The sequence below is a fragment of the Labilibacter marinus genome (genome assembly GCF_001659685.2).
Taxonomy (GTDB): domain Bacteria; phylum Bacteroidota; class Bacteroidia; order Bacteroidales; family Marinilabiliaceae; genus Saccharicrinis; species Saccharicrinis marinus.
Map to the genome: position 1 here is coordinate 111,814 of NZ_LXYE02000044.1, position 22,998 is coordinate 134,811.

Annotated in this window: 19 protein-coding genes and 2 tRNA genes; 7 read left to right on the plus strand and 14 right to left on the minus strand. The window is 36.6% G+C overall.

All coding sequences use genetic code 11. The features are described from left to right. Nucleotides 1-17: 17 nt before the first annotated feature. On the minus strand, nucleotides 18-2,189 hold the full coding sequence (rnr, locus tag A8L32_RS18090) for a ribonuclease R (RefSeq protein WP_066632397.1): 2,172 nt from the start codon (nucleotides 2,187-2,189) through the stop codon (nucleotides 18-20). 164 nt (nucleotides 2,190-2,353) lie between these two features. On the opposite strand from rnr, the gene A8L32_RS18095 reads away from it, so the two are divergent. Beyond that, nucleotides 2,354-3,142: a toxin-antitoxin system YwqK family antitoxin gene (locus tag A8L32_RS18095; protein ID WP_066632402.1), complete on the plus strand. Its 789-nt coding sequence runs from the start codon at nucleotides 2,354-2,356 to the stop codon at nucleotides 3,140-3,142. Nucleotides 3,143-3,162: 20 nt separating this feature from the next. Here the strand turns inward: A8L32_RS18095 and A8L32_RS18100 are convergent, their stop codons facing one another. The 8 genes from A8L32_RS18100 to A8L32_RS18135 all read right to left on the minus strand — a co-directional run bounded on the left by A8L32_RS18100 (nucleotide 3,163) and on the right by A8L32_RS18135 (nucleotide 12,025). After that, nucleotides 3,163-3,600 carry a universal stress protein gene (locus A8L32_RS18100; RefSeq protein ID WP_066632404.1) on the minus strand — a complete coding sequence of 146 codons (438 nt, stop codon included), beginning with the start codon at nucleotides 3,598-3,600 and terminating at the stop codon, nucleotides 3,163-3,165. A 201-nt stretch (nucleotides 3,601-3,801) separates the two neighbouring features. After that, nucleotides 3,802-3,999: a twin-arginine translocase TatA/TatE family subunit gene (gene tatA, locus A8L32_RS18105; protein WP_066632407.1), complete on the minus strand. Its 198-nt coding sequence runs from the start codon at nucleotides 3,997-3,999 to the stop codon at nucleotides 3,802-3,804. 43 nt (nucleotides 4,000-4,042) lie between these two features. After that, entirely contained in the window at nucleotides 4,043-5,353 is a 1,311-nt protein-coding gene (gene rseP / locus A8L32_RS18110) for an RIP metalloprotease RseP (protein ID WP_066632411.1), read from the minus strand. 120 nt (nucleotides 5,354-5,473) lie between these two features. Then, on the minus strand, nucleotides 5,474-6,628 hold the full coding sequence (locus A8L32_RS18115) for a 1-deoxy-D-xylulose-5-phosphate reductoisomerase (protein WP_066632418.1): 1,155 nt from the start codon (nucleotides 6,626-6,628) through the stop codon (nucleotides 5,474-5,476). Nucleotides 6,629-6,643: 15 nt separating this feature from the next. Next, entirely contained in the window at nucleotides 6,644-7,519 is an 876-nt protein-coding gene (locus A8L32_RS18120) for a M23 family metallopeptidase (protein WP_066632425.1), read from the minus strand. A gap of 144 nt (nucleotides 7,520-7,663) precedes the next feature. Further along, a tRNA-Met gene (locus A8L32_RS18125) sits at nucleotides 7,664-7,736 on the minus strand. 75 nt (nucleotides 7,737-7,811) lie between these two features. After that, nucleotides 7,812-7,884, minus strand: a tRNA-Met gene (locus A8L32_RS18130). A gap of 181 nt (nucleotides 7,885-8,065) precedes the next feature. After that, a complete protein-coding gene (locus tag A8L32_RS18135) occupies nucleotides 8,066-12,025 on the minus strand; it encodes a peptidase associated/transthyretin-like domain-containing protein (RefSeq protein ID WP_143525160.1) in 3,960 nt (1,319 codons plus the stop codon). A 184-nt stretch (nucleotides 12,026-12,209) separates the two neighbouring features. On the opposite strand from A8L32_RS18135, the gene A8L32_RS18140 reads away from it, so the two are divergent. Next, the gene (locus A8L32_RS18140) at nucleotides 12,210-13,526 is read left to right on the plus strand and encodes a DEAD/DEAH box helicase (RefSeq protein ID WP_066632429.1); all 1,317 of its coding nucleotides are present in this window, start codon (nucleotides 12,210-12,212) and stop codon (nucleotides 13,524-13,526) included. A 120-nt stretch (nucleotides 13,527-13,646) separates the two neighbouring features. On the opposite strand, the gene A8L32_RS18145 is transcribed toward A8L32_RS18140, so the two are convergent. Continuing rightward, nucleotides 13,647-13,958, minus strand: coding sequence for a hypothetical protein (locus A8L32_RS18145; protein WP_066632430.1), 312 nt, complete (start codon nucleotides 13,956-13,958; stop codon nucleotides 13,647-13,649). A gap of 242 nt (nucleotides 13,959-14,200) precedes the next feature. Beyond that, on the minus strand, nucleotides 14,201-14,740 hold the full coding sequence (locus tag A8L32_RS18150) for a hypothetical protein (protein ID WP_066632431.1): 540 nt from the start codon (nucleotides 14,738-14,740) through the stop codon (nucleotides 14,201-14,203). A gap of 110 nt (nucleotides 14,741-14,850) precedes the next feature. On the opposite strand from A8L32_RS18150, the gene A8L32_RS18155 reads away from it, so the two are divergent. Then, nucleotides 14,851-16,185 (plus strand): 4Fe-4S dicluster domain-containing protein, encoded by a 1,335-nt coding sequence (locus A8L32_RS18155; protein ID WP_066632432.1) that lies wholly within the window; start codon nucleotides 14,851-14,853, stop codon nucleotides 16,183-16,185. A 225-nt stretch (nucleotides 16,186-16,410) separates the two neighbouring features. Here the strand turns inward: A8L32_RS18155 and A8L32_RS18160 are convergent, their stop codons facing one another. From A8L32_RS18160 to A8L32_RS18170, 3 genes are read right to left on the minus strand one after another with little or no spacing between them, the layout of a single operon-like run. Next, nucleotides 16,411-17,445: a hypothetical protein gene (locus A8L32_RS18160; protein ID WP_066632435.1), complete on the minus strand. Its 1,035-nt coding sequence runs from the start codon at nucleotides 17,443-17,445 to the stop codon at nucleotides 16,411-16,413. Nucleotides 17,446-17,458: 13 nt separating this feature from the next. Next, complete coding sequence (locus A8L32_RS18165; protein WP_066632437.1) at nucleotides 17,459-18,187, minus strand: hypothetical protein; 729 nt, start codon at nucleotides 18,185-18,187, stop codon at nucleotides 17,459-17,461. Next, nucleotides 18,171-18,710, minus strand: a complete 540-nt coding sequence (locus A8L32_RS18170) for an RNA polymerase sigma factor (protein WP_158027263.1) — start codon at nucleotides 18,708-18,710, stop codon at nucleotides 18,171-18,173. Before A8L32_RS18170 ends, A8L32_RS18165 begins: the two co-directional genes overlap by 17 nt. A 365-nt stretch (nucleotides 18,711-19,075) precedes the next feature. Here A8L32_RS18170 and A8L32_RS18175 point away from each other — a divergent pair, with 365 nt between their 5' ends. From A8L32_RS18175 to A8L32_RS18185, 4 genes are all read left to right on the plus strand, one after another. Continuing rightward, nucleotides 19,076-20,269 carry an Lcl C-terminal domain-containing protein gene (locus tag A8L32_RS18175; RefSeq protein ID WP_198931809.1) on the plus strand — a complete coding sequence of 398 codons (1,194 nt, stop codon included), beginning with the start codon at nucleotides 19,076-19,078 and terminating at the stop codon, nucleotides 20,267-20,269. 129 nt (nucleotides 20,270-20,398) lie between these two features. Then, complete coding sequence (locus A8L32_RS23865; RefSeq protein ID WP_143525161.1) at nucleotides 20,399-20,896, plus strand: sulfatase-like hydrolase/transferase; 498 nt, start codon at nucleotides 20,399-20,401, stop codon at nucleotides 20,894-20,896. Continuing rightward, a complete protein-coding gene (locus A8L32_RS18180; protein ID WP_394333282.1) occupies nucleotides 20,860-21,693 on the plus strand; it encodes a sulfatase-like hydrolase/transferase in 834 nt (277 codons plus the stop codon). The genes A8L32_RS23865 and A8L32_RS18180 overlap by 37 nt, the downstream gene beginning before the upstream one ends. 12 nt (nucleotides 21,694-21,705) lie before the next feature. After that, entirely contained in the window at nucleotides 21,706-22,971 is a 1,266-nt protein-coding gene (locus A8L32_RS18185; RefSeq protein WP_198931810.1) for an Lcl C-terminal domain-containing protein, read from the plus strand. Nucleotides 22,972-22,998 lie beyond the last annotated feature (27 nt).

Consider the following 22,998-nt stretch of genomic DNA (forward strand, 5'->3'; position numbering starts at 1 on the left):
TTCATATGACAAAAATATTATTCAGAAATCAGTTCAAAATCTAATTGCTTTTTAATTAAATTAGCTTTCGCTACCAATACTTTAACAGGGTCTCCTAATTGATACTTTTTATTGAACTTGCGCCCAACAATACAATAGTTATCCTCATCAAAACGATAAAAGTCATCATCTAGGTTTCTAATGGACACCATTCCTTCACATTTATTCTCGTCTAACTCCACATAAAAACCCCATTCGGTTACTCCAGAAATAACACCCGTAAACTCAGTTCCCACATGTTCTTTCATAAATTCAACCTGTTTGAACTTTATGGATGCTCTTTCTGCTTCAGATGCTGTAATTTCCATCTTAGAACAATGCTTACAATGCTCTTCAGTTTTTTCTGCATTAGCAGACCTTCCGCCTTCTAAATACGATTGTAATAAACGATGAACAATCATATCAGGATAACGTCGAATTGGAGATGTAAAATGCGAATAATGCTTAAATGCTAATCCATAATGCCCTGCATTTTTAGTTGAGTAAGAAGCCTTAGCCATTGTTCTGATAGCTAGGGTCTCAATAATATTTTGCTCCTTTTTTCCTTCTACCTGACCCAATAGCCTATTGATAGAACTACTGATTCGCTCCTCCCCCAATGGCATAGCTTCATATCCAAACTTACGGACAAATCGTGCAAAATTTTCAAATTTATCAGGATCAGGATTATCATGTACTCGATACACAAATGTTTTGGCCTTATCTCCTCTGCCTTTACTAATTTCCTTTTTACCTATATATTCGGCCACGCGCTTATTTGCCAAAAGCATAAACTCCTCAATTAACTTATTAGCATCCTTAGATTCTTTAAAGAATACACTTAAAGGTTTACCTTTTTTGTCAATATCAAACTTAACTTCAACACGCTCAAAAGAAATTGCACCATTGGCAAATCGTTGTTTCCTTAGCCCTTTAGCTAATTTATCTAACGTGAGTACTTCTTCTTTAAAGTCTCCTTCTCCAGTTTCAATAATATCTTGCGCCTCTTCGTAAGTAAAACGCCTATCACTATAAATAACAGTCTTTCCGTACCAGGTATCTAATAAGCTAGCCTCGTCATCTAATTCAAATACCACCGAAAAACATAATTTCTCCTCTTTGGGCCTTAACGAACAGATACCATTACTTAATCTTTCAGGCAACATAGGCACTACTCTATCCACTAAATAAACGGAGGTAGCACGTTCGTAACCCTCATTATCTATCACCGATTTTGGAGTAACGTAATGTGTAACGTCAGCAATATGCACACCTACCTGCCAATTACCATTAGGAAGCTTCTGTAAGGACAATGCATCATCAAAATCCTTCGCATCCTTCGGGTCAATTGTAAAGGTTGTTATCTCTCTAAAATCTTTTCTATTATTTATTTCTTCCTGCGGAATTTTTTCATCGATTTTTTCCGCTGCTTCAATTACGTTAGCAGGATAGTCATAAGGTAAATCAAACTCTGCTAGTATAGCATGAATCTCGGCATTGTTTTCTCCAACATCTCCAAGTACGTCAACAATTTCTCCAAAAGGATTTTTAGTGTAATCGTCCCAATCTGTAATTTTACCAATAGCTAATTGACCATGTTTAGCTCCATTCAATTTATTCATCGGAATAAATAAATCTTTAAACATGACCTTTTTATCCGTTACTAAAAATGCAAAGCTTTTTGATATCTCAATGGTTCCAACAAAGGTTTCACGCTTTCTCTCTATCACCTCAACAATTTCACCCTCCAAGGACTTTCTTCGTTTTTTAGCGAATACCTGAACTTTCACCAAGTCTCCATTTAAAGCATTCCGCAGGTTTTGTTGCCCAACAAAAATATCATCACCATTTCCATCCTGAGGAACAATATAGGCAGCTCCTGAAGTTGTTGCATCCACGGTTCCCACCATAAAAGCGCCTCGTGATAATAGTTTAAATTTTCCTTTAGATGTTTCTGTTACAAATCCGCTTTCGAGCAATTCGTACAACACTTCAACCACAGTCTGTTTGAGTGCCATCTTTTTTAACCCTAATACTTCGGAAATTTGCTTATAATTATAGGTCTTCTTTGGATTGTTAGTGAAAACCCCTTGCGTTAATGCTATTATCTGATTTTTCTTTAATCCTTTACTTCTCTTATTTGGCTTTTTAGCCTTCTTTTTACCACCCATGGGTATAATATTTAATTGATTACTGCAAAGTAACTAATTAAAAGATGAATTAACATAGAACAAATAAGTTTAATAAAAATATAAATATCAATAACCTTGAGCGTATATTTTAGTATAAATACTTGTTCACCGAAACCTGCTAAAAAAATTGTGCAGAATTAATCATGAAAAAAACAACACAACACATATTCCCACTATTGATATGCATTGCATTTATTGGCTATTTTTTAGCTCTTCCTATCCATGCTCAAAACGATACAAACAATATTAATCTGGAGGACAATAGTGGACTAAAACAAGGTTTGTGGATTGTTAAAAAAGATGGTCGTATTCTTGAAAAAGGCAAATACAAAAACAACAGAAAAGAAGGTGTCTGGTTAAACTATTTCGAAAATGGTAACATTAAAACTGAAATAACTTTTATTAATGGAGAAGCCAAAGGGCATGCAAAATTCTTTTATGAAAATGGAAAATTAAGAGAAGAAGGCAACTGGCAAGTAGATCATTGGGAAGGAAGCTATAAATACTTTTTCGAAAGTGGCAAAATATCTTACGATTGGTTTTACAATAGTAATGGCAAAAGGCAAGGTGAACAACGCTACTTCTATGAAAATGGTGAAAAAATGTACGAAGGTCAGTGGGAGAATGGAAAAACAGAAGGCGTATTAAAAGTATACAACGACCAAGGTATGCTTGTGCAGGAGAAACTATTTAACAATGGTAAATTTGAACAAGCTAAAACTCCTGTTAAGCAAGATAGTTCGTCCGCTAAATTTTCTGGCACTGGTTTTCACACTATCATGAACCTAAGAGGTGATATTGATGAGAAAGGTTTTTTCGTAAAAGGTGATTTACTGAATGGTGAAAGATATAATTACGACGAGAATAACAAGCTCATTTCAATTACTACTTTACAAGACGGTAAAGCTATAGGTACCAAAAGAGCACAGTAAAACATTGTTTTAGATTGGCATTAAACATCTGTAGGAACTACTAATACAGGAATATTAACGTGCTCTATGAGCGACACATCTGTACGTCCGAAAAATGCCTTATGTACAAAACCGTGTTTATGATGTCCAATCACTACCAGGTCTATATTTAGTTTTTCAATTTCCGCAGTAAGTATTTCAATGGTTGCCCCATGTATCATAATTCCTTCGGCAGCGAGACCTTTATAGGATACTTCATTGGCTAAATCCATCAATTTACGATGTTCCATTTTTAATTCAGCAGCTCTCATATCTCTAATATACTGAGGACCTACTTCGTACCCCACAAAATCTGGTTCTGGAGCTACCACATGCACAATCCAGATGTTTGCTTTATGCGATTGCGCCTGATCCACTGCATAATCCATCAGTTTATCTGTTCCTTCTTTAAAATCAACTGCGACCAATATATTTTTCATCCGATTAAAAATTATTTACGGCCAAATCAAACTCCCAAATGAATCACTTTTTCCCCTTATGAGAAAACTTTTTCCATGGTCGTTTCATGACGAGTAAGATTAGCGATTACCATAATAAGTTAATCATTATCGCACATAAAGTCAAAAAAAAAGCTGGTCCCAATAAATGGAACCAGCCTTATATATCATCAATAGCTTATGCTATTTCTTATCTTCGTTTTTTTCGTCCGCTTCTTCGGCTTCCTTTTTAGCATTCTTAAACTCTTTCATTCCTTGCCCTAACCCTTTCATTAATTCAGGAATTTTTCTTCCTCCAAAAAGTAATACAATGGCCAAAATGATAAGAATCCACTCATAACCTCCCATGAATCCACAGATATATACTGAACTTAATTCCATAATTTCTAGATTTTTTTCAAAAATAATAATTTATGCCGATTTATTACTTAAACAGTCTGAATAAATCATTTCCATTAGCAAATAACAGAAGGCCTAATAACAATATCATTCCAACTGTTTGAGCATACTCCAGGAATTTATCACTTGGTTTTCTTCCTGATATTATTTCATATAATAAAAACAATACATGCCCTCCATCCAATGCAGGGATAGGAAGAATATTCATAAATGCCAATATGATGGATAAGAAACCGGTTAATCCCCAAAAAGCTTCCCAATTCCATGTTGCAGGAAATAGTCCACCAATGGCTCCAAAGCCTCCGATTTGTTTTGCTCCTTCTTTAGTAAAAACTAACTTCAACTGTTTTACGTAATCTATAAGTGTATTTACACTTTTAGAAACTCCAGCAGGCATCGCTTCCCAAAAGCCATAACGTACTTCTGTAATATCAAAATAGTCCACTTTCGCACCAACACCAATCTTACCTTTTTTAGACACTTCGCATCTTAAAGATTCAGTTTGACCATTACGAATAATATTAAACGTAACACGTTTCTCTTTATTCTCGCCTAATATATTAGTTACCTGTCTATAATACTCAGCATCCTGACCATCAATTGATATTACCTTATCTCCTTTTTTAAAGCCTGCCTTTTCAGCATAATCTCCAGCAATAACAGAATCTACTACAAAAGGCATTCTTATGGCTGCTAAACCTTTAACCTCTTCCTTAAGGATAGTCGTTTTAAAGTCGCTCGGTATAGCCACTGTAAAAGTTGAATCTCCTCTTTTAACACTAAGCTGTTGAGCTTCTTCTAAAAGAATAAACTTAGCTATATCTGATGCGCTTTTTACCTTTAGCGTATCTACAGAAGTCACAACATCACCATCTTGCAAACCAATATCATGTGCAAGCTCATGGTAGGTTAATCCAAATTTAGCATCAGCAACATCAATATAAGAATCTCCCCACTTATATAAGGTCATCCAAAAAATAAAAAACGCGAGTAAAAAGTTAACCAATACCCCACCAATCATGATTAATAAACGTTGGTAAGCTGGCTTTGATCGAAACTCATAGGACTTTGGCTCCTCTTTCATGGCTTCCTTATCCATGGACTCATCAATCATACCTGATATTTTTACATATCCTCCCAAAGGTAACCAACCAATTCCGTATTCAGTATCTCCTTTTTTTACTTTAAAAAGAGAAAACCAAGGATCGAAGAAAAGATAAAACTTCTCTACTCTGGTTTTAAAAAGTTTGGCAAAAAAGAAATGACCAAACTCGTGAAGTATTACTAGTATTGAAAGGCTCAATAACAATTGGCCTGCTTTTATTAAGATATCCATCTACTTATATTAAAATTCAAATTTTGCGCTACAAATATATTCCTTTTTTGCTATTATAATAGCCTTCACTTAATTATTGATTGACACAATAAAACAATGCTTTAAGCACCTTCTTTTCATCTACAAACTAACGAATGACTGCGCTATTCTTCTGGCCTCAGAATCGGTTGAGAAATAATCTTCGTAACTCGGCTTTTGAATAAATGTACATTTATCCATCGTCTTTTCAATCACATCCGACATTTCTACAAAGCCAATCTTTCTTTCTAAAAAGCTTTGAACAACAACCTCATTGGCTGCATTAATGATACATGGTACATTACCACCTCTGCGCATAGCCTCATAAGCGATAGCCAGATTTCTAAATGATTCTAAATCGGGCTTTTCAAAATCGAGACTTGGATAATCCATAAAATTAAAACGTGGAAAATCTGCTTTAATACGCTCTGGATAAGTTAATGCATACTGTATAGGCAATCGCATATCTGGCAAGCCCATTTGTGCTTTCATGGAACCATCTGTAAACTGCACTATACTATGTACTATACTTTGTGGATGAACAATCACATCAATCTGATCTGGCTCCAATCCAAATAACCAACGCGCTTCAATTACCTCCAGACCTTTATTCATCATACTAGCCGAATCGATGGTTATCTTATTCCCCATCTCCCAATTAGGATGATTCAAGGCTTGCTCAGGCGATACTTTCTCCAGAAAGTCTTTTTTCTTTCCTCTAAAAGGCCCTCCCGATGCCGTTAAATAAATCTTTTCTATAGGGTTTTGAAACTCTCCTACCAAACATTGAAAAATAGCAGAATGTTCAGAATCAACAGGTAAAATAGCTACTTTATTTTTAGCTGCCATTTCGGTAATAATATCACCTGCAACCACCAACGTTTCTTTGTTGGCCAAGGCTATTGTTTTTCCTGCTTTTATGGCATTCATAGTTGGCTTCAATCCAGAAAAACCTACCATTGCGGTGAGCACCACATCTACTGTGCCCATTTCAACCACTTGCGCTATTGCATCACTACCTGCATAAACCTTTATAGGTAAGTCTGCCAAAGCATCTTGCAGCTGCTCATATTTTTCTTTGTTCCCAATAACCACCGTATTGGGCATATATATCCTACATTGCTCTACTAACTTACCAATTCGGTTATTGGCTGTTAATACTTCAACTTCAAACTTATCTGGATGTTTAGAAATTACATCTAAGGTTTGTGTTCCTATGGATCCGGTAGAACCCAACACCGCTACCCTCTTCTTCATATGTTCCCGGCTAAATTATTCAAATAAAATGTATTCGGTGGGGTTGACAGGAGTTCCCTGATACCATAATTCAAAGTGCAAATGTGGCCCCGTAGTTAATTCGCCTGAATTACCCACATTAGCAATCGCTTCGCCTGCTACTACCTTGCTTCCTGCTTTTTTAAGAAGTTTTGAATTATGCTTATACGCAGATATTAAATTACTTGTATGCTGAATCATAATTGTGTAGCCCGTTTCTACGGTCCAACCAGAAAAAATGACAGTACCTCCCATAATAGATAGTACCGTTTCTCCAGGCTTTGTTACTATATCAACACCATAATGACTTTCGCCTTCAATAAAGTTTTTAACAACAATACCTTTTAAAGGGGCATAGAAATAAATCTGATTTAGTTCTGGAATTTTATCGTTGTTATCTAAAACTGCTAAGTTGTATTTCTCTTCTGTTTCTACTTGCTCTCGAAAAGCTAAATCCTCTGCACTGGTTTTAAAAGTTACCTCCTGAGGTTGCCCTCCATTAGTGTTTTCATCTTCCTCTATTTCATCCTCAGGCACTTCGCCTCGAACAACAGACTTTATAGATTGAAAGAAACGATCTCTTTTATTTATTTCATCGATTAACGAATCTACCCGATTTACATTACGTACCATTAACCTTCTTTGGTTTCCATCTGGGTAACCAGGAATATACTCTCGCAAACCAGTATAAGCAATTAATAGAATAACCAGTAAAACTAAAATGATGGCTGAAGTTCCGATGACAGTAAATACGTTCAATCTAGATAAACGCATGCGCCACACCTCTTCGTAGGTCTGCTCATTAAAGACAGCTAAACGATACTTATTACGTAACTTCTGAAGAAAATTGTTCTTATCCTTTGGTGTACTCATCGATTTTTTGTGATCGTGAATTGATTGTACGCAAAGTTAAAAAATTATACGGCTTAGAAAATTGGAAGAAACAATTATTAATAGCAAAAACACTTTTAACAAAATAAAAAAGCCGAAAGATTTGATCTTTCGGCTTTTTGGTAGTAGCGAGAGCCAGACTCGAACTGACGACCTTTGGGTTATGAGCCCAACGAGCTACCAACTGCTCCATCTCGCAATATATTTTTAGTGACTTGCTATCACTTTTTAATCTTTTTAAAGAGCCAACAGATTTTTATCTGTTGGCTTGAAGTAGCGAGAGCCAGACTCGAACTGACGACCTTTGGGTTATGAGCCCAACGAGCTACCAACTGCTCCATCTCGCAATATATCGTTTACTTTAGTAGTATCCTTTTTTGCGGTTGCAAATATAGAGCTTTTATTTTAGATCGCAAAATTAATTTAATAATAAATCACTAGAAACAATCCACCCACTCAGCAACATCTCCATATAGATCTCATTACATAGACATTACACTAAAAACTACGAATTAAATTACTTAGTAATTAATTATAAAATACCACTTCGTGAAGATGTTTTATCTGTTTATCGATATAATTTTCGCTAGGAATACACCATGCTTTCCTCCAAAACTCAGGTCTGTAACTTACATCTTTAATCAACATTCTACGTTTTTTCATTTTTTCAGGTAGAATAAATTTAAAATCATCTGGCTTTTTCGTCATATTTTCTGTGACTACCATCTCTCTATTAAAAGAAAACTTGCTATTATTAATATTAAATTCAACCTGCTGAACAGCCATTTTTAATTTCCATAGTCCGTTTTCAAAAATATAAGCGGCTTCATTATTCTCATTAATCGACTTGAAATCGTTCATTTTTTCGGCAGGCATCAAATACATTTGTGGTATTTCATACTTCTTACCTTTAGCACTGAGTTTCCATTTTAAATATGCCAGACCTAAAGTCTCCTTGTCAATTAACATACTTCCTTGATAGAAAGCTTTATTCACATCAGACTTCTGGTCGAATGATATGTGATAAACTTCTCTGCCTTGATACATTTTTACTGCTACAAACGTAAAATCATATTGCTTTCGATATTCATAATTTAAAAACGAAAGACCTTTATGCCACGGATCTAACACAGGCACTAAATCTTGTAAAGTATTTAAGGGCTTATATTTTATTTGCATCAAATAATCTTCCGTTCTATAATATCTACCGCTTATTGGCATAGTACGATGTGGACTAAGCGAAGTGCCATATCCTTCCTTATTTTGCACAAACGAAAAATCCATCAAACCATATAAATCATTTCCTTTTCCAATAGCTTCTCGATAAGCACCTTGTATATAATGGGATTTACTCATGGTTGTTGATCGTCTTTTACGTATCATTTGCTGTACAACCTTATCTGCATCAACACTTTCTTCCTTAGTTAGCATATCCGACTCTATACTAAGCACTCCATTTCTCCTTACCAATTCTGCATAAATAATTTCTGAATATCCTATAGTAGGGACACTAACTACAATGGTATCTGTATTCACCACTACATCTTTATCTATAAGATATTTACCTTTTGAATTAGAAACCGTTGACCAAGCTTTTCCTTTTATACGAATATTAGCATAGGCATTCAGTGCTTTCTCCTTCAGCAATATTTGTCCTTGAAATAAATTTTGATTTGATATAGTGGAACTTGCTTCAGTGAATTCCTCATATTTATTTCCTCCACTTTCATTCACTAAAGACTGCTTCAACTTATCTTGTCCTTCAACAATTATAGTCGCCCCAGGAATTCCTGAATTTGAAAACCCTGCTATATCAACTCTCCATTTACTACCAACATCAGTATTATAAAATTCAAGTTTGGCTTTCCCCATAGAGTCGGTTTGTAAAACAGGCTCCCACAACAAAGTAGCTCTTTCGTCTGTAATGAATTTATCATCATCGGTACCATCATATTTTGGCGAATAAAACTCTCTTACTCTTTCAAAACCATACAATCTGAAATTAGTCATCCCTTTATTGTAGCTGCGGGAGAATATTCCCGTCCCATTTTTGGTGTAGATGGAGAAAATGGCCTCAGCGGAACCTCCCAATTCAAAGTCCTGCATGTTATCTATATAAATATCAAATAAAGGAGATTCTTTAGGATTCATAATTAACTCTATCGACTTAATCGCCAATGGATCCATGGTTATAAAGTCATCAAATGAGTAGGTTGTATTCATTACCTCCAGCACACCTCTAGAATCAGTCATTCCAATCAATTCACTATCTACAAAAATATAAAAACGTCGTTGCGTATGAGATGTCATGGTAAACTCAACCGTTCTATCATTTCCAATACTTGAAAATTCTTCATCCTCCAATTGTAACGAATCCAATACATCGGTGGCTGCACCAGATTCTGATCGCGAACCAAAGCCCTCATTATCGATAACCTGAGTTGAAAACACCCTTAGGCCAGGAATAGCATCATATAAAATACTTACCAAGCCGTCATTCCATGGTTTTTCTTTAACTAAATCTTCTATTTGCCGCTGCCCTAATACATAACTCGGTGCCCCATACTCCACGGCCATTTTTTCTTGCGCAGTTTTCTTTTTCTCTGCCTTTATTTCAATATCATCCATTAAAATATCGGTGGTATCCTGAAAAAATCCCTTTTCGGCTAACCTCTTATATTGCTCTCGCATAGCTCCTCTAACCGCCTTTACCTCTCCCTCTTTTAATTCCTCACTTTGATAAAAGGTTGTTGGAACCTCATCGCCTACTACCAGTAGCTTACGCGCATTATAATCAGCCGCTTCAAACCTTAGGTTAGATTCTAAATCAATAGAAAAGTCGGCCTTATTATTTAGGCGATTACGGGTTTGCACCAGCACATCTACAGTGTCGGTAAAATCGCGAACAGCAAACTGAAACGCACCATCTTCAGCCGTTTCAGCCGAATAAACATCCATGGATTGCCCCCTTAACATCATGGTAACTTCTATCCCTTTAGGTGCATTTTTTCCACTTCCTTTTCGTTTCAGCTTTCCCTCAACAAAAATACCTTGCTCTAAAGCATACTTGGGTTTAACTAAAGAGTCCGCTAAAACCTCTTGCCACTTAAACCTTCGCCAACCATTGGTCAGCATTAATAAATCCATGGCCGTATGACCTGTTGGGGTTTTCTGCAAGTAAAACGCTGGGTTATTAATTTTCCCTGGCAGATTAGCACTCAACAACATATGATTAACCAAGTTGGCACTTGAATAGTTACTCTCATCAATCATATTTGCATCGGTTACAGCAACCGAGAATTCACCAACCACAGGATTTCCTTTTTTGTCAGTCACTTCAACATCTAAAGCTAATTTATCTCTACCCGCAGCATCTCTTGGAAACCCATCAACCTTAATATTTAGCTGGTCGTTGTTGTTTATAAATACAAGCCTCTCGCACAAGGGCACCATTTGTTTATTAAATAGGGTAAATTGCACAACTCCCGTGTTAAACAATGCCTTATCCAACTTAAACCGAACTACATCCTTACTTAACCTAGCCTGAATAACTTCTTTTATCACCCCATCTTGCTGAGCTATTAAAACGATCTCACTACCCAATTCAACATCGGCACTATGAATAAATATACCCAGAGAATCCGTCTTAAACCTATTTTCTACAGCCAAAGCATATCCTTTACTTTTTACCTCAGGCAACAAAAACTCAAGTTGTTTACCTTGATTACCTTCAACCAAAACTTTGTATTGCTTACCATGCTTGGGAGAAAAAATAAAGAAACCCTTGCCATCGTACAAAGGACGTACAACGGATTGAAACTGACCTTCGCCATCTACTAAAACCCCAGAAAAATTCATGGCTTTACCTGCCTGGTTTACCCCAACAAAGGCTACGCGAGTATTAAGACCTGCGATTAACTCTCCTCCTTCGGGCATAAAAGATAATTGTAATTGCGCCTGAGTAACTTCTTTATGGTTCGCATCAACTTTATCCGCAACCACTGTATCTTTCTCTTCATCTGAAGTCGGTGCTATTACAGACTGTTCTTCTTCGTTGATTATTTTTATTTCTTGCTTAAAGAAAAACTCAGCTCCCTGATTTCGCATCCAATTGGTATTAGCCACCAACAAATACTTTCCCGAAGCTAGTTCATCATCCAATATTATATTACCATTACACTTTCCATTCTCTAACTTAAACATTTGCTTAGAAGAAGTAACTCCTGCAGAATTGATCAACTCTACGTATAGTATTCTTTCGTAAGTAATAGGTAAATGCGATGCAGCATTAACCAAGTATGACTGAAACCAGATTGTTTCGCCAGCGAAATATAAAGGTCTATCTAAATGAAGGTACAACTTTTCAGAACCCTTATGGGCCTCACTAGTTTTAAGTTTGGTTACAATATCTATGAGGGCATTTTTATTGCTTGCCGTAAAAGACATTAAAACAAGGACTACTGCGAGAAAGGTGATATTTTTTTTCATTTATCTAGATTTGGAAACAAATATATACGATTGAGCAGCTTAAACTGTATCTAATGATGTTAAATACAGGGTGTAAATGTACTCACGAGTGTAGTCTTGGGAAAAAACACGATTATATTATTGCTTCATCACAAAAAACTAAATTAACGCCCACATTTTGTTTTACTGAATGTATCTTTGCCGCATGCATAAAAAAAGAACAGAATATTTAAGCAAACTAGGAATTAAGCAGCTTAATGAAATGCAAAATGAAGCTATTGCTAACATTGAGCAGAACAAAAATCTGGTATTACTCTCTCCTACAGGCTCTGGAAAAACATTAGCGTTTTTACTTCCTCTGTTAGATAAAATTGATGCTAACTCAGAAAAAACGCAAGTACTTATTTTAGCCCCAGCACGAGAGTTAGCGCTTCAGATAGAGCAAGTCATTAAAAGCTTAGGTTCTGGCTTAAAAACTTTATGCTGCTATGGTGGACATATGATACAAACGGAGCGAAATAGTTTAAAACATCCACCTGAAATTATTGTTGGTACACCTGGCAGAATTGCTGACCATGTGCGACGTGGACATATATCAACTAATCATATTAAATACCTGGTTTTAGATGAGTTTGACAAAGCGCTTGAACTAGGGTTTCATAACGAAATGCAAGATATTATCTCGGAAACGAGAAGTATTAAACAACGCATCTTAACCTCTGCAACTAGCATGGATGAAATTCCTGAGTTTGTGAGAATGAGAGAGCCTGTAACTCTTAACTTTTTACCCAAAGAGCAAGTACAAGAAAACCTTACTTTAAAAGCAGTACGTGCCGAAGAGAAAGATAAACTGGAGGCCTTTTTCAAGTTAGTTTGTCAGCTGGGCAACGAACCCATGGTGGTTTTTGTGAATCATCGCGAAGCTGCTGACAGAATCAGCAATCATTTAAATGAGATGGACCTAGCACACGATGTCTTTCATGGAGGATTAAAGCAAGAAGACAGAGAAAAAGCCTTAATTAAATTTAGAAACGGTAGTCACCATTTGTTATTAACCACTGACTTGGCATCAAGAGGTCTGGATATTCCTGATATTAAATATGTGATTCATTATCATTTCCCGAAAGAGAAAGAAGCCTTTATTCATAGAAACGGACGAACCGCCAGAATGAAAGCAACAGGAGAGGCCTATTTAATTTTTGCAGAACAAGAAGAAACGCCCGAATATATTAAAGAAAGCTTTGAGTTTGAGGAGTTGCTTGACAATACCGTTTTACCAGAAGCTCCTGAATGGCAAACCATTTATGTGGATCATGGCAAGAAAGATAAAATCAATAAAATTGATATCGTAGGGTTATTCCTGAAAAAGGGAAAACTGAAAAAAGATGAATTAGGCTTGATTGATGTATTAGACCATTCCGCTTTTGTGGCTGTGCAAAGAAACAAGGTGAAACAACTGATTGATGAACTAAAAAACGAAAGAATTAAAGGGAAGAAACTGAGGATTCAGATTTCAAGTTAATGGTTGGTTAGGTTTAACATTAGTTATTTGCTTGGCTTTAAAACATAACGAATCAAGCACTTAATGGCATAAAAAAGGTGTACCGTATAGATACACCTTTTACCCCTAGATAAAAACAGCTTATTTTTTATAAACGGTTCCATCTCCTTTATATAAGTACTCAGATATTCCTTCAGCATCTTTAACGCTAATTTTAAATACTACAACACCTGCAGATGTTGTTGCTTTGTGCGCACTTGCAATAGCCGCACCTTCATGCTCTTTAAAAAATGCTTCTGAAACAACCTTTGGAATCTTTGCTATAGCAATTTCTGCAAAAGTTAAATCCTCAGTTAATTCTACTTTAGCTTGCACCATTTCTGTTGTTGAGTTTGCCACTAATGCTGTTGTTCCAAGGCAAATAACTAATGCCATTAACAAAATACTTTTCATCTTTTTATTTTTTAAAGGTTAATTAATAAAGTCTGGTTAACTAGTATAACCATGTTGCCTTAGTATATATAAAAGATGTGCCAAGAATTAAACAACCAACTCAACATTGACATATATGCCTGATAGTAAAGGCTTATTAAATTTCCCGTAAATTATATTAAGATTACACCTATCGAATTACTGTAGATACATCACAACACATTGTTGATTGTTATGAGGAGGATATGCTGCAACAATCAACTTTACCATTCATCTTTCAATGAGCTTTTATTAAAGTCGAACTTATTTGTAAAGCATAACTCCATAACATTTACCTTTCCAAAAGAAAAATCGTTTGTGAATACCTCCTTTGTTCCTCTAATCGCATTCTCCTCTATTCTTTTTTTAACTAGAGTATAATTACATGAGTCTACATAAACACTATGCTCCAATATACGTTTAACAGTTACCCTATAGCGCTGAGCCCTGTATTCTATCGACACATACATATCTACATACTTATTGTCAATATAATTTACTTCCAACCAGGACCTCTTCTTGCCATCTTCTAAATAAAAATGCTCTATTTTTCCTGTGATTAAACTATCTGCGACTACAATATCTTCAAATAATAAGGAAGTGCTTATAGCATATTGCAATTCGGAGAAGCTATGGTCGGTATGAAAGACTTTTTGCCAAATAATTTCTCTATTTTCTATTCTAAAATGCCCCAATTGATCCTGTGCATTTATATAAGTTGTTGATAAAAATAAGGCCAGTAATAAAAGTGTAGATTTATACATATATCAAAGGTTTAGTGAATGAAAAAAAATCAAACATAATTTTACAAATACTATACCAGCCAAGCCTTTTCAAATAATTAATTAAGTTTGGAGAATAATTCCCCAACGATATGATTCCATTTATATTCTACACACTTGCCGCACTTAAAGCCATTTTTTTTATTTGGTTTGGCATAGTAAGTATGCTCGAAAAAGAAAAAAGAGCAACGCAAATAAGCTTTGCACTAGCTATTACAACACCTCTTCCATTTTTGGCAGCTAGCTTTTTGCCCATAAACATAGGCGCTAATATTTTACTCATTCTGCTTGCTCTATGCATAATCGCAGTAGTATTATTCTTTATCCCTTTAAAAAAAATAAAGCCCACAAACGAAACGAGCGATTTTCAAATTGACGAGCGCGATACTATGTTTTCACGCCTGGAGCTAACCCGTTATCCCAATAGAAGCCAACAATATTATGCAGAAAATCCCCAACATCTAAAGCTTGATGAGCAATGGCAGAAAAAACCAGGTTTGATGAATCCCTCTTCCGCCATGTACGAAGCCAAAGCTTTTGCTGCAGCTGATGCTAGTTTTGAAGTAATATGCGCTTTGCGCAATAAAGTTGTTCCTCCAGTAGCTGACAACAAAAAGAATATTTCGCCCGAAGAAGCCAGTGCCTTTATCACGAAATGGGCAAAAAAGTTAGGCGCTGTGGATGTTGTTTTTTGTAAACTGCAGAAACAACACTTTTATTCAACCCGCGGGCGTGGTAATGTTTATGGTAAAGCCGTTAAAAACACGCAGCAGTATGGCATAGCTATTACCGTGGAAATGAATAAGGATTATTTAGCTACAGGACCTTCGGCACCTACCTTAATGGAGTCGGCTCAGCAATATCTTAACTCAGGAACCATTGCTTTACAATTGGCCTATTTTATTGCAAACATGGGGTATTCGGCCAGAGCTCACATTGATGGTAATTACGAGGTGGTTTGTCCGTTAGTGGCACGTGATGCAGGGCTTGGCGAAATAGGCAGAATGGGTTTACTGATGACCACTGGCTTAGGTCCAAGGGTACGAATTGCTGTAGTTACTACCGACATACCTTTAATACCAACTGAAAGAAAAATAGATACTTCGGTTGATGATTTTTGCGGTATTTGCAAAAAATGTGCGGATGTATGTCCTAGCCAAGCTATACCAAAGGAGGCTAAACGGAATATAAACGGCGTGCAACGCTGGCAAATAAATCAGGAAAAATGCTTTGGATACTGGTGTGTTTCGGGAACGGATTGTGGAAGATGTATGAGCGTTTGTCCCTATTCTCACCCAAACAACCTTTTGCATAATATGGTGAGATGGGGAATCAATAAATCGTGGTTATTCCGTAGAGTGGCTTTATGGTTAGATGATTTCTTTTACGGACGGAAACCTAAGGTTAAGAAATTGGATTTGGGGTAAAGATTGGTTTCACGCGAAGAGCGCAAAGAATTATACATACATGATTTCACGCAGAGAGCGCTAAGGGTTATACACACATTAAAAACGCAAAGACCGCAAAGAAGTACAAACGCAAAGGCCGCAATATATAGAATGTTGTTTTTCTAACTCTTTGCGCTCTTTGCGTATTTTTTACTTTGTGTACTTTGCGTGAAATAGATTTGTTAGCAAATAATCTTACATCGATTAAAAACCAATGCCTATTTTTATAGATGGTATAGCATTTTGGAAGAAATCATTGAAATACAATTGCGGCTCCATATAAATACTTTTACCCAATGATCTGCTTACGCTTAACTTAAAGGTATTGTCATTAAAAAGGTCACCTTGCTTAAATGTTAGGTATCCCAACTTAAAAGAATACATTTTTGGTTTATCTGGATCATCAGAAAAATCTCTACTATATCCTAATGACGCAAACTGATTAATATATCTTTTTTCTGGATTAGAGAAATCGTATTTCCATTCGTAATGGAAATTAAAGGAATTCCTTATCATTCCTTTCCTAGTGAATGCAAACGCTATTGATGTTTCTAAACTAGCTCCCCAAGTATTTTTAACACTCTCTAAGCCTAAATGACCCGATAATTCTATATGATCGTTGGCCTTTTTATCATTCTGAAAAATTTTCTCGTAAGAATAATCATCACCTACTTTGTAATGTAGATTCTGTATGTACCTACTTTTTTCGTTGAAATTATCCTGCATTATAGCATCAACAGCCTTAATCAAATCTTTATTACTAAACTCTTTCAGTTTCTCAGTATTATCAAACTTAATTCTATACGTATATCTCAGGCTATTAAACTCCAACAAATGCTTTTGCAAGTAATATAAAGTCTTATCAAAATCTTTCGACGACAATACTTGGTTTGGGTACTCCCTAGGCTTAATACTTAGCTCGTAATAAACATCACTGCCTAAATTGTTATTGTATCTTAAAACCTCTTCATCAGGAATTACAATTGATATTATCTGAGGACCTTGCTCCATCAGTTCTTCAATATTGGATGTTTCACAGAACTTAAAAAAGCGCTCAATGCTCTCCGATATAAAAGCAGTGTCTATCTTATACTTATTAATATCCTCCCCAGCAATTTCAATGGCTGTTTTATTGGGTAAAGTAATTTTTACTACATCATTTTTTATGTTGGCATACATGGCTTGCGATAGGCAAACAAAGGCCAATAATATAAGTACTTTATGTATTTTGTTTTGCATGATATTTTTTGTTTTATAAACGAATACCCTTTGCTGCAGGCGCCTTGCTTTCTGAGGATTTCGATTTATTAAATAATACTAGTTTAAGTTTATTTTTAGGTTCTGTAGGTGTGTTTTTTTCGACTGTATTCTTGGTTGAAATGGCCGATAAAGCCGCTTCGTTTATTTCTAGTTTTACGTTTTTGTCTGCCAAAGCCAAGTCGTATGAGTTGTGACTTTTATAATATTCTAAGTCCTGATTGAGCACATAAAAACTATCGGTCAGTACTTTATATTGCGCATCTCTCATTTCTAATTGCTGATTTAAAATGGCAATCGTTTCTTCTAAAGCATTGTTTTTATTTTTTGCTTCTTCGTATCTATTTAACAATTCGCTTGATTCAACAGGTTTGTTAACCAGCTGAATAATGGTATCGGTTTGGGCTGGCTCGTTTATTATCTTACGCTGCTTAGCTTGTTGTAAAGTTTTTATTTCGTTACCCAGTGTTTGAATATTACCCACCATAACAATGTTTTCTTGTTTTAATGCACGGCTCGAAAAGTAGGTATTCCCCCATCCCCAAGTCATCAAAAGCAACACCACAGCTGCTGCTATCTTAAACCAATGAATATGGTAGCTCGGTTTTGAACTCTTGCTTTGAATAGAATCCCACACCAAATTTTTATCAAAACCAACATCCGATGTTTTTTGATCCCACGAATCAACGGCATTTTTTATTTGATCTTCAACGTGCTTCTTCATATCCTTCAATTTTTTCAATCATTTGTTTTAATTGCAATCGAGCCTTACGCAATTGCGATTTAGATGTGCTCACGGTAATAGCTAACTTTTCGGCAATCTCCTCGTGCTTGTATCCCTCAATCACATATAAACTAAAAACCGTTCGGTAACCATCGGGTAGTTCAAGTATCATTTGAACCAAATCCTCTTCCAATAAATTTTCATCGCTTGTAAGCGGAGCCTCCACAATATCTTCAATCACATTTAACTCTGCATAAAAAATCTTTCTTTTGCGCAGCTCCATTAAGGATTGGTTAACGGCTACCTTTTTCATCCAGGCCTTCAACACTATCTCCTCTTCAATATCAGTATCACCAATTTTATTAAAGATATTGACAAAACTTTGCGAAAGAACCTCATGCGCATCGTCCCTATTGCCCATATATCGATAGCAAATACGATACAGGTAATCGCCATACGATTGGAACAACTTGTGCTGCGCCCTATGATTTTTCTTTTTTAAGTCCTTTAAAAGTTTCTTCACAATAGATATTGATGCTCGGTGTTTACTTTAAGAATGCAAGTAAACACAAAAGAGTTGCCTGAGCATCTTATTTTTTTCAAAAAATGTGTTGAAAATGGGGATTTCGATACGTTGAGTGAGTATTTCTATTCAAAGAGCTGCATCATGAATGCATATTACGGTTTAAACCTTTCCTCTTTTCAGGTATCAAACCATGGCATTATTTTGCCATTTCGCACCTTCAATTAATTCTGTAGATAAAAAAAGGCATTCCGTTGAAAGTAATTGGTTCTTAAAAAACAAACATCAACATTGCACCTTGAAAAGTTTAATTCAGCCACATTAAACGTTGTATTAAGCGTGATGTATAACGAAAATAGAGACAGATGAAAATGAATAACAATTACACCAAACTAAGCATCCTAAGCCTATTTCTGATGGCCCTTAACATACAAGCTCAAAACGTGCTCAACTATCCCATCGTACATACTGGGGTATCGGAATTTTACGGAACAAATTCAATCATCGATACACCCAACACTAAAGATGTATTGTATTGGCAGGATGCAGGGCGCGTGACAAACAAACCCTCATATACCGACAATGAAGATGGAACCATAAGTGATAACATAACAGGATTAATGTGGGAAAAGGATATGGGCGAAAAAATGACCTATGCCGAAGCTGTGAAAAAAGCTGAAACATCTAGACTTGGAGGATACGATGATTGGCGCGTTCCAAATATAAAGGAGTTGTATTCTTTAATCCTGTTTACAGGAAAACTAAAGGCCATGAAAGTTGAATCTCTTTTTATTGATACGCAATATTTTAATCAACCACTTGGAAATACAGAGGCAGGAGAAAGACCTATTGATGCACAAACTTGGTCGTCGACAAAATACACAGGAAAAACCATGCGCAACGACGAAACCATTTTTGGAGTAAACTTTGTGGATGGCAGAATCAAAGGCTACCCTGCATTTAACCGAAGAGCTAAGCAAGAAAATAAGATGTATTTTAGAATGGTAAGAGGCAATACAGCTTATGGAAAAAATCAACTGGTTGATAATGGTGACGGAACCATCAGCGACTATGCAACAGGTTTAATGTGGCAAAAAGCAGATGATGGAAAAGCCCGCGATTGGCATAATGCCATGAAATATTGTGAGAAACTGGAGCTAGCTGGATATGACGATTGGCATCTGCCCAACATTAAAGAGCTACAAAGCATTGTAGATTATCAAAGAAGCCCTTCTACTATGAACTCTCCAGCTATAAACCCAATCTTTTTGGTGACCAAGATAAACGCCCCCGAAGGTAATACAGATCATTATCCTTGTTTTTGGGCTAGCACTTCGCATCTTGATGGTCCTCGGCCATACTCCAATGCCACTTACATAGCTTTTGGAAAATCGTTGGGGAAAATGCGAGGCCAATTACTCGATGTGCATGGAGCGGGTTCGCAGCGGAGCGATCCCAAAACAGGCTTAGCTTCTGACTATCCCAAATATAGAGGGCCACAAGGAGATTTAGTGATGGTGTTTAATCATTGTAGAGCAGTTAGAAAAATTACTGAATAATATTTGTCTATAGAGTCAACAACTGCATGATGCTTGTCCTAAATGATGACTTCACAAGCCTAGCATTTGAACTTTATAACTCAAACACATAGAATACGTACAGACTATAAACAATACTAAATAAAGCATATGAAATTTTTTATTCTACTCTTTACCATACTATTGACATTTACTGGGTGCAAAAAAGAAACGAGTATCGATGATGCGCTAAAGGATGAAGAGAACCCAACAGAGTTGCCAAACATCCTATTTATTATTGCTGATGATATGGGAATAGACGCCTGTCCGGGTTATACGGAGGGAGATAGAAAACCGAGTATGCCACATCTGGAGTCCTTAGCTTCTACAGGTATCACATTCGACAAGGCTTGGGCTTATCCGGTTTGTTCGCCTACCCGAGCTTCGGTATTAACGGGTAAATATGGCAGTCGCACGGGCATTCTTAGTGTAGATAATTCTCATATTTCAGAGTCGGAAACCAGCATTCAACGATATTTAGACTTAAATACTGATTCTGCCTATTCGCACGCTGTTATTGGCAAATGGCACCTCTCCAAGCTAAACCAGTTTTCTGCTCCAAACGATATGGCGTGGGTTACTTTGCAGGATTTATGCAAGGAGGATTAGTGGATTATAACAGTTGGGATTTGGTGATAAATGGTGTTTCTGAACCATGTACGGAATATAACACCTCAAAAATTACCGATCTATCTATCGATTGGATTAAAGATCAAACGAAACCATGGTTCTGCTGGCTGGCCTACGCTGCACCACATACGCCGTTTCATTATCCACCAACAGAAATGCACAATCAGAATATGGCCGAAAATGATGATATGTCGATGTTTCTGGCCATGATGGAAAGTGTAGACTACCAAATTGGTCGCCTACTAGAATCCATGAATCAAGAAACCAGAGATAATACACTCATTATTTTTATGGGTGACAACGGAACAGATAAAAACGTATTGCAACTGCCATTTCGCGGAAGAAGGGCTAAAGGTTCGCTTTACCAAGGAGGTATTAATGTGCCTCTAATTATCTCGGGTCAGGGCGTTGAAAGAAAAAACACACGTGATGGAAACCTCATAAGCTCCGCTGATATGTTTGCTACCATAGCGGATATAGCAGGTACGGGCATCACTACATATCAGGATAGTTACAGTTTTAAAAAGCTTTTGAGCGAAGAAACAATAGGCCTTAGAGACTATAATATTTCGGAAGTAGACCACGGGGACGATTACCGCTATGCCATTAGTGATGGTGCCTATAAGCTAATTAGCAATAACGATAAAGAGGATGAATTATACAATTTATTGGATGACCCTTATGAGCTATCTGACTTATTTAACAGCACAAGCGAGGCGGATAAAGATGCAAAACAGAAATTATTGCAACAAGCAGACAAGATTTTAAACCATTAAAAACATACCGTTATGATAAAGCCATATATAACATTACTCATTATTGCTATTGGTATCATTTCTTGCGATAAAGATGATACTCCCGAAGTGGATGATTCAGCGAAAGACAATACACCCAATGATAAGGAAATTGTTTTAAGCATGAATTACCCCATTGTTGATACAAAACAAACTACATTCTACAATAATACCAGCGCAATTGCTAGTCCTCAGGCAGGCGATGATTTTTACGGTCAGGATGCTCAGTTTGTAGCTAACACGCCATCCTACACTAGTAATTCGGATGGTACGGTGACCGATAATGTAACTGGTTTAATATGGGAAAAGACCTATCAACGCATGGGACACACAGAGGCTCTGGCCTATCTGGCAGAGAAAAATAAAGGCACGCATAACGATTGGCGCATCCCTAGCATAAAGGAGCTATATTCTCTAATGCAGTTTAACGGAACTGATGTAAGTGGAGCCGATATGGAATCAGCCCCTCCAGCCAGTGCTATCCCTTTTATCGATAACAATTATTTCAATTTTGATTACTTTGCCAATGGCGATCGCTCTATTGATGTACAATACTATAGCAGTTCGAAATACACAGGATATACCATGAACAATAGCGAAAGTTTATTTGGCCTGAACGTAGCCGATGGACGTATTAAAGGTTACCCATATATGTCTCGCGGAGTAGAAAAAGACTACTCGGTGAAGTTAGTTAGAGGAAACACTAACTATGGTAAGAATGAGTTTGTAGATAATAACAACAATACCATAAGCGATAAAGCAACGGGTTTAATGTGGGATAAAAACGATAGTGCTTTGGGTATGGAATGGGCAGAAGCCTTAGCTTGGGCAAATAAAATGAATGCAGAAAATCATTTGGGATACAACGACTGGCGGGTGCCTAATGCAAAAGAATTACATAGTATAGTAGATTACACCCGTTCGCCACAAGCAACTAATAGCGCTGCTATTGACCCCGTATTTAATATCTCAAAGATTACTGTAGAAGGCGGATTAGATAATTATCCTTTCTTTTGGAGCAGCACCACTCATTTAAACCTACAATCGGCTGCCTCGGCGGTATATATTTGCTTTGGTGAGGCACTGGGTTTCTTTCCTGAAGGCACTGCTACACCAATTGATGTGCACGGAGCAGGTGCTCAACGCAGCGACCCCAAAACGGATAATGGCAAAGACTATAGTGCTGGTCACGGGCCTCAAGGCGATGTAGTACGTTTTGATAATTATGTACGTCTGGTTAGAACCATTGAGCAAGAGTAAAAGTTACTAAAAATAGAAACCGCAATG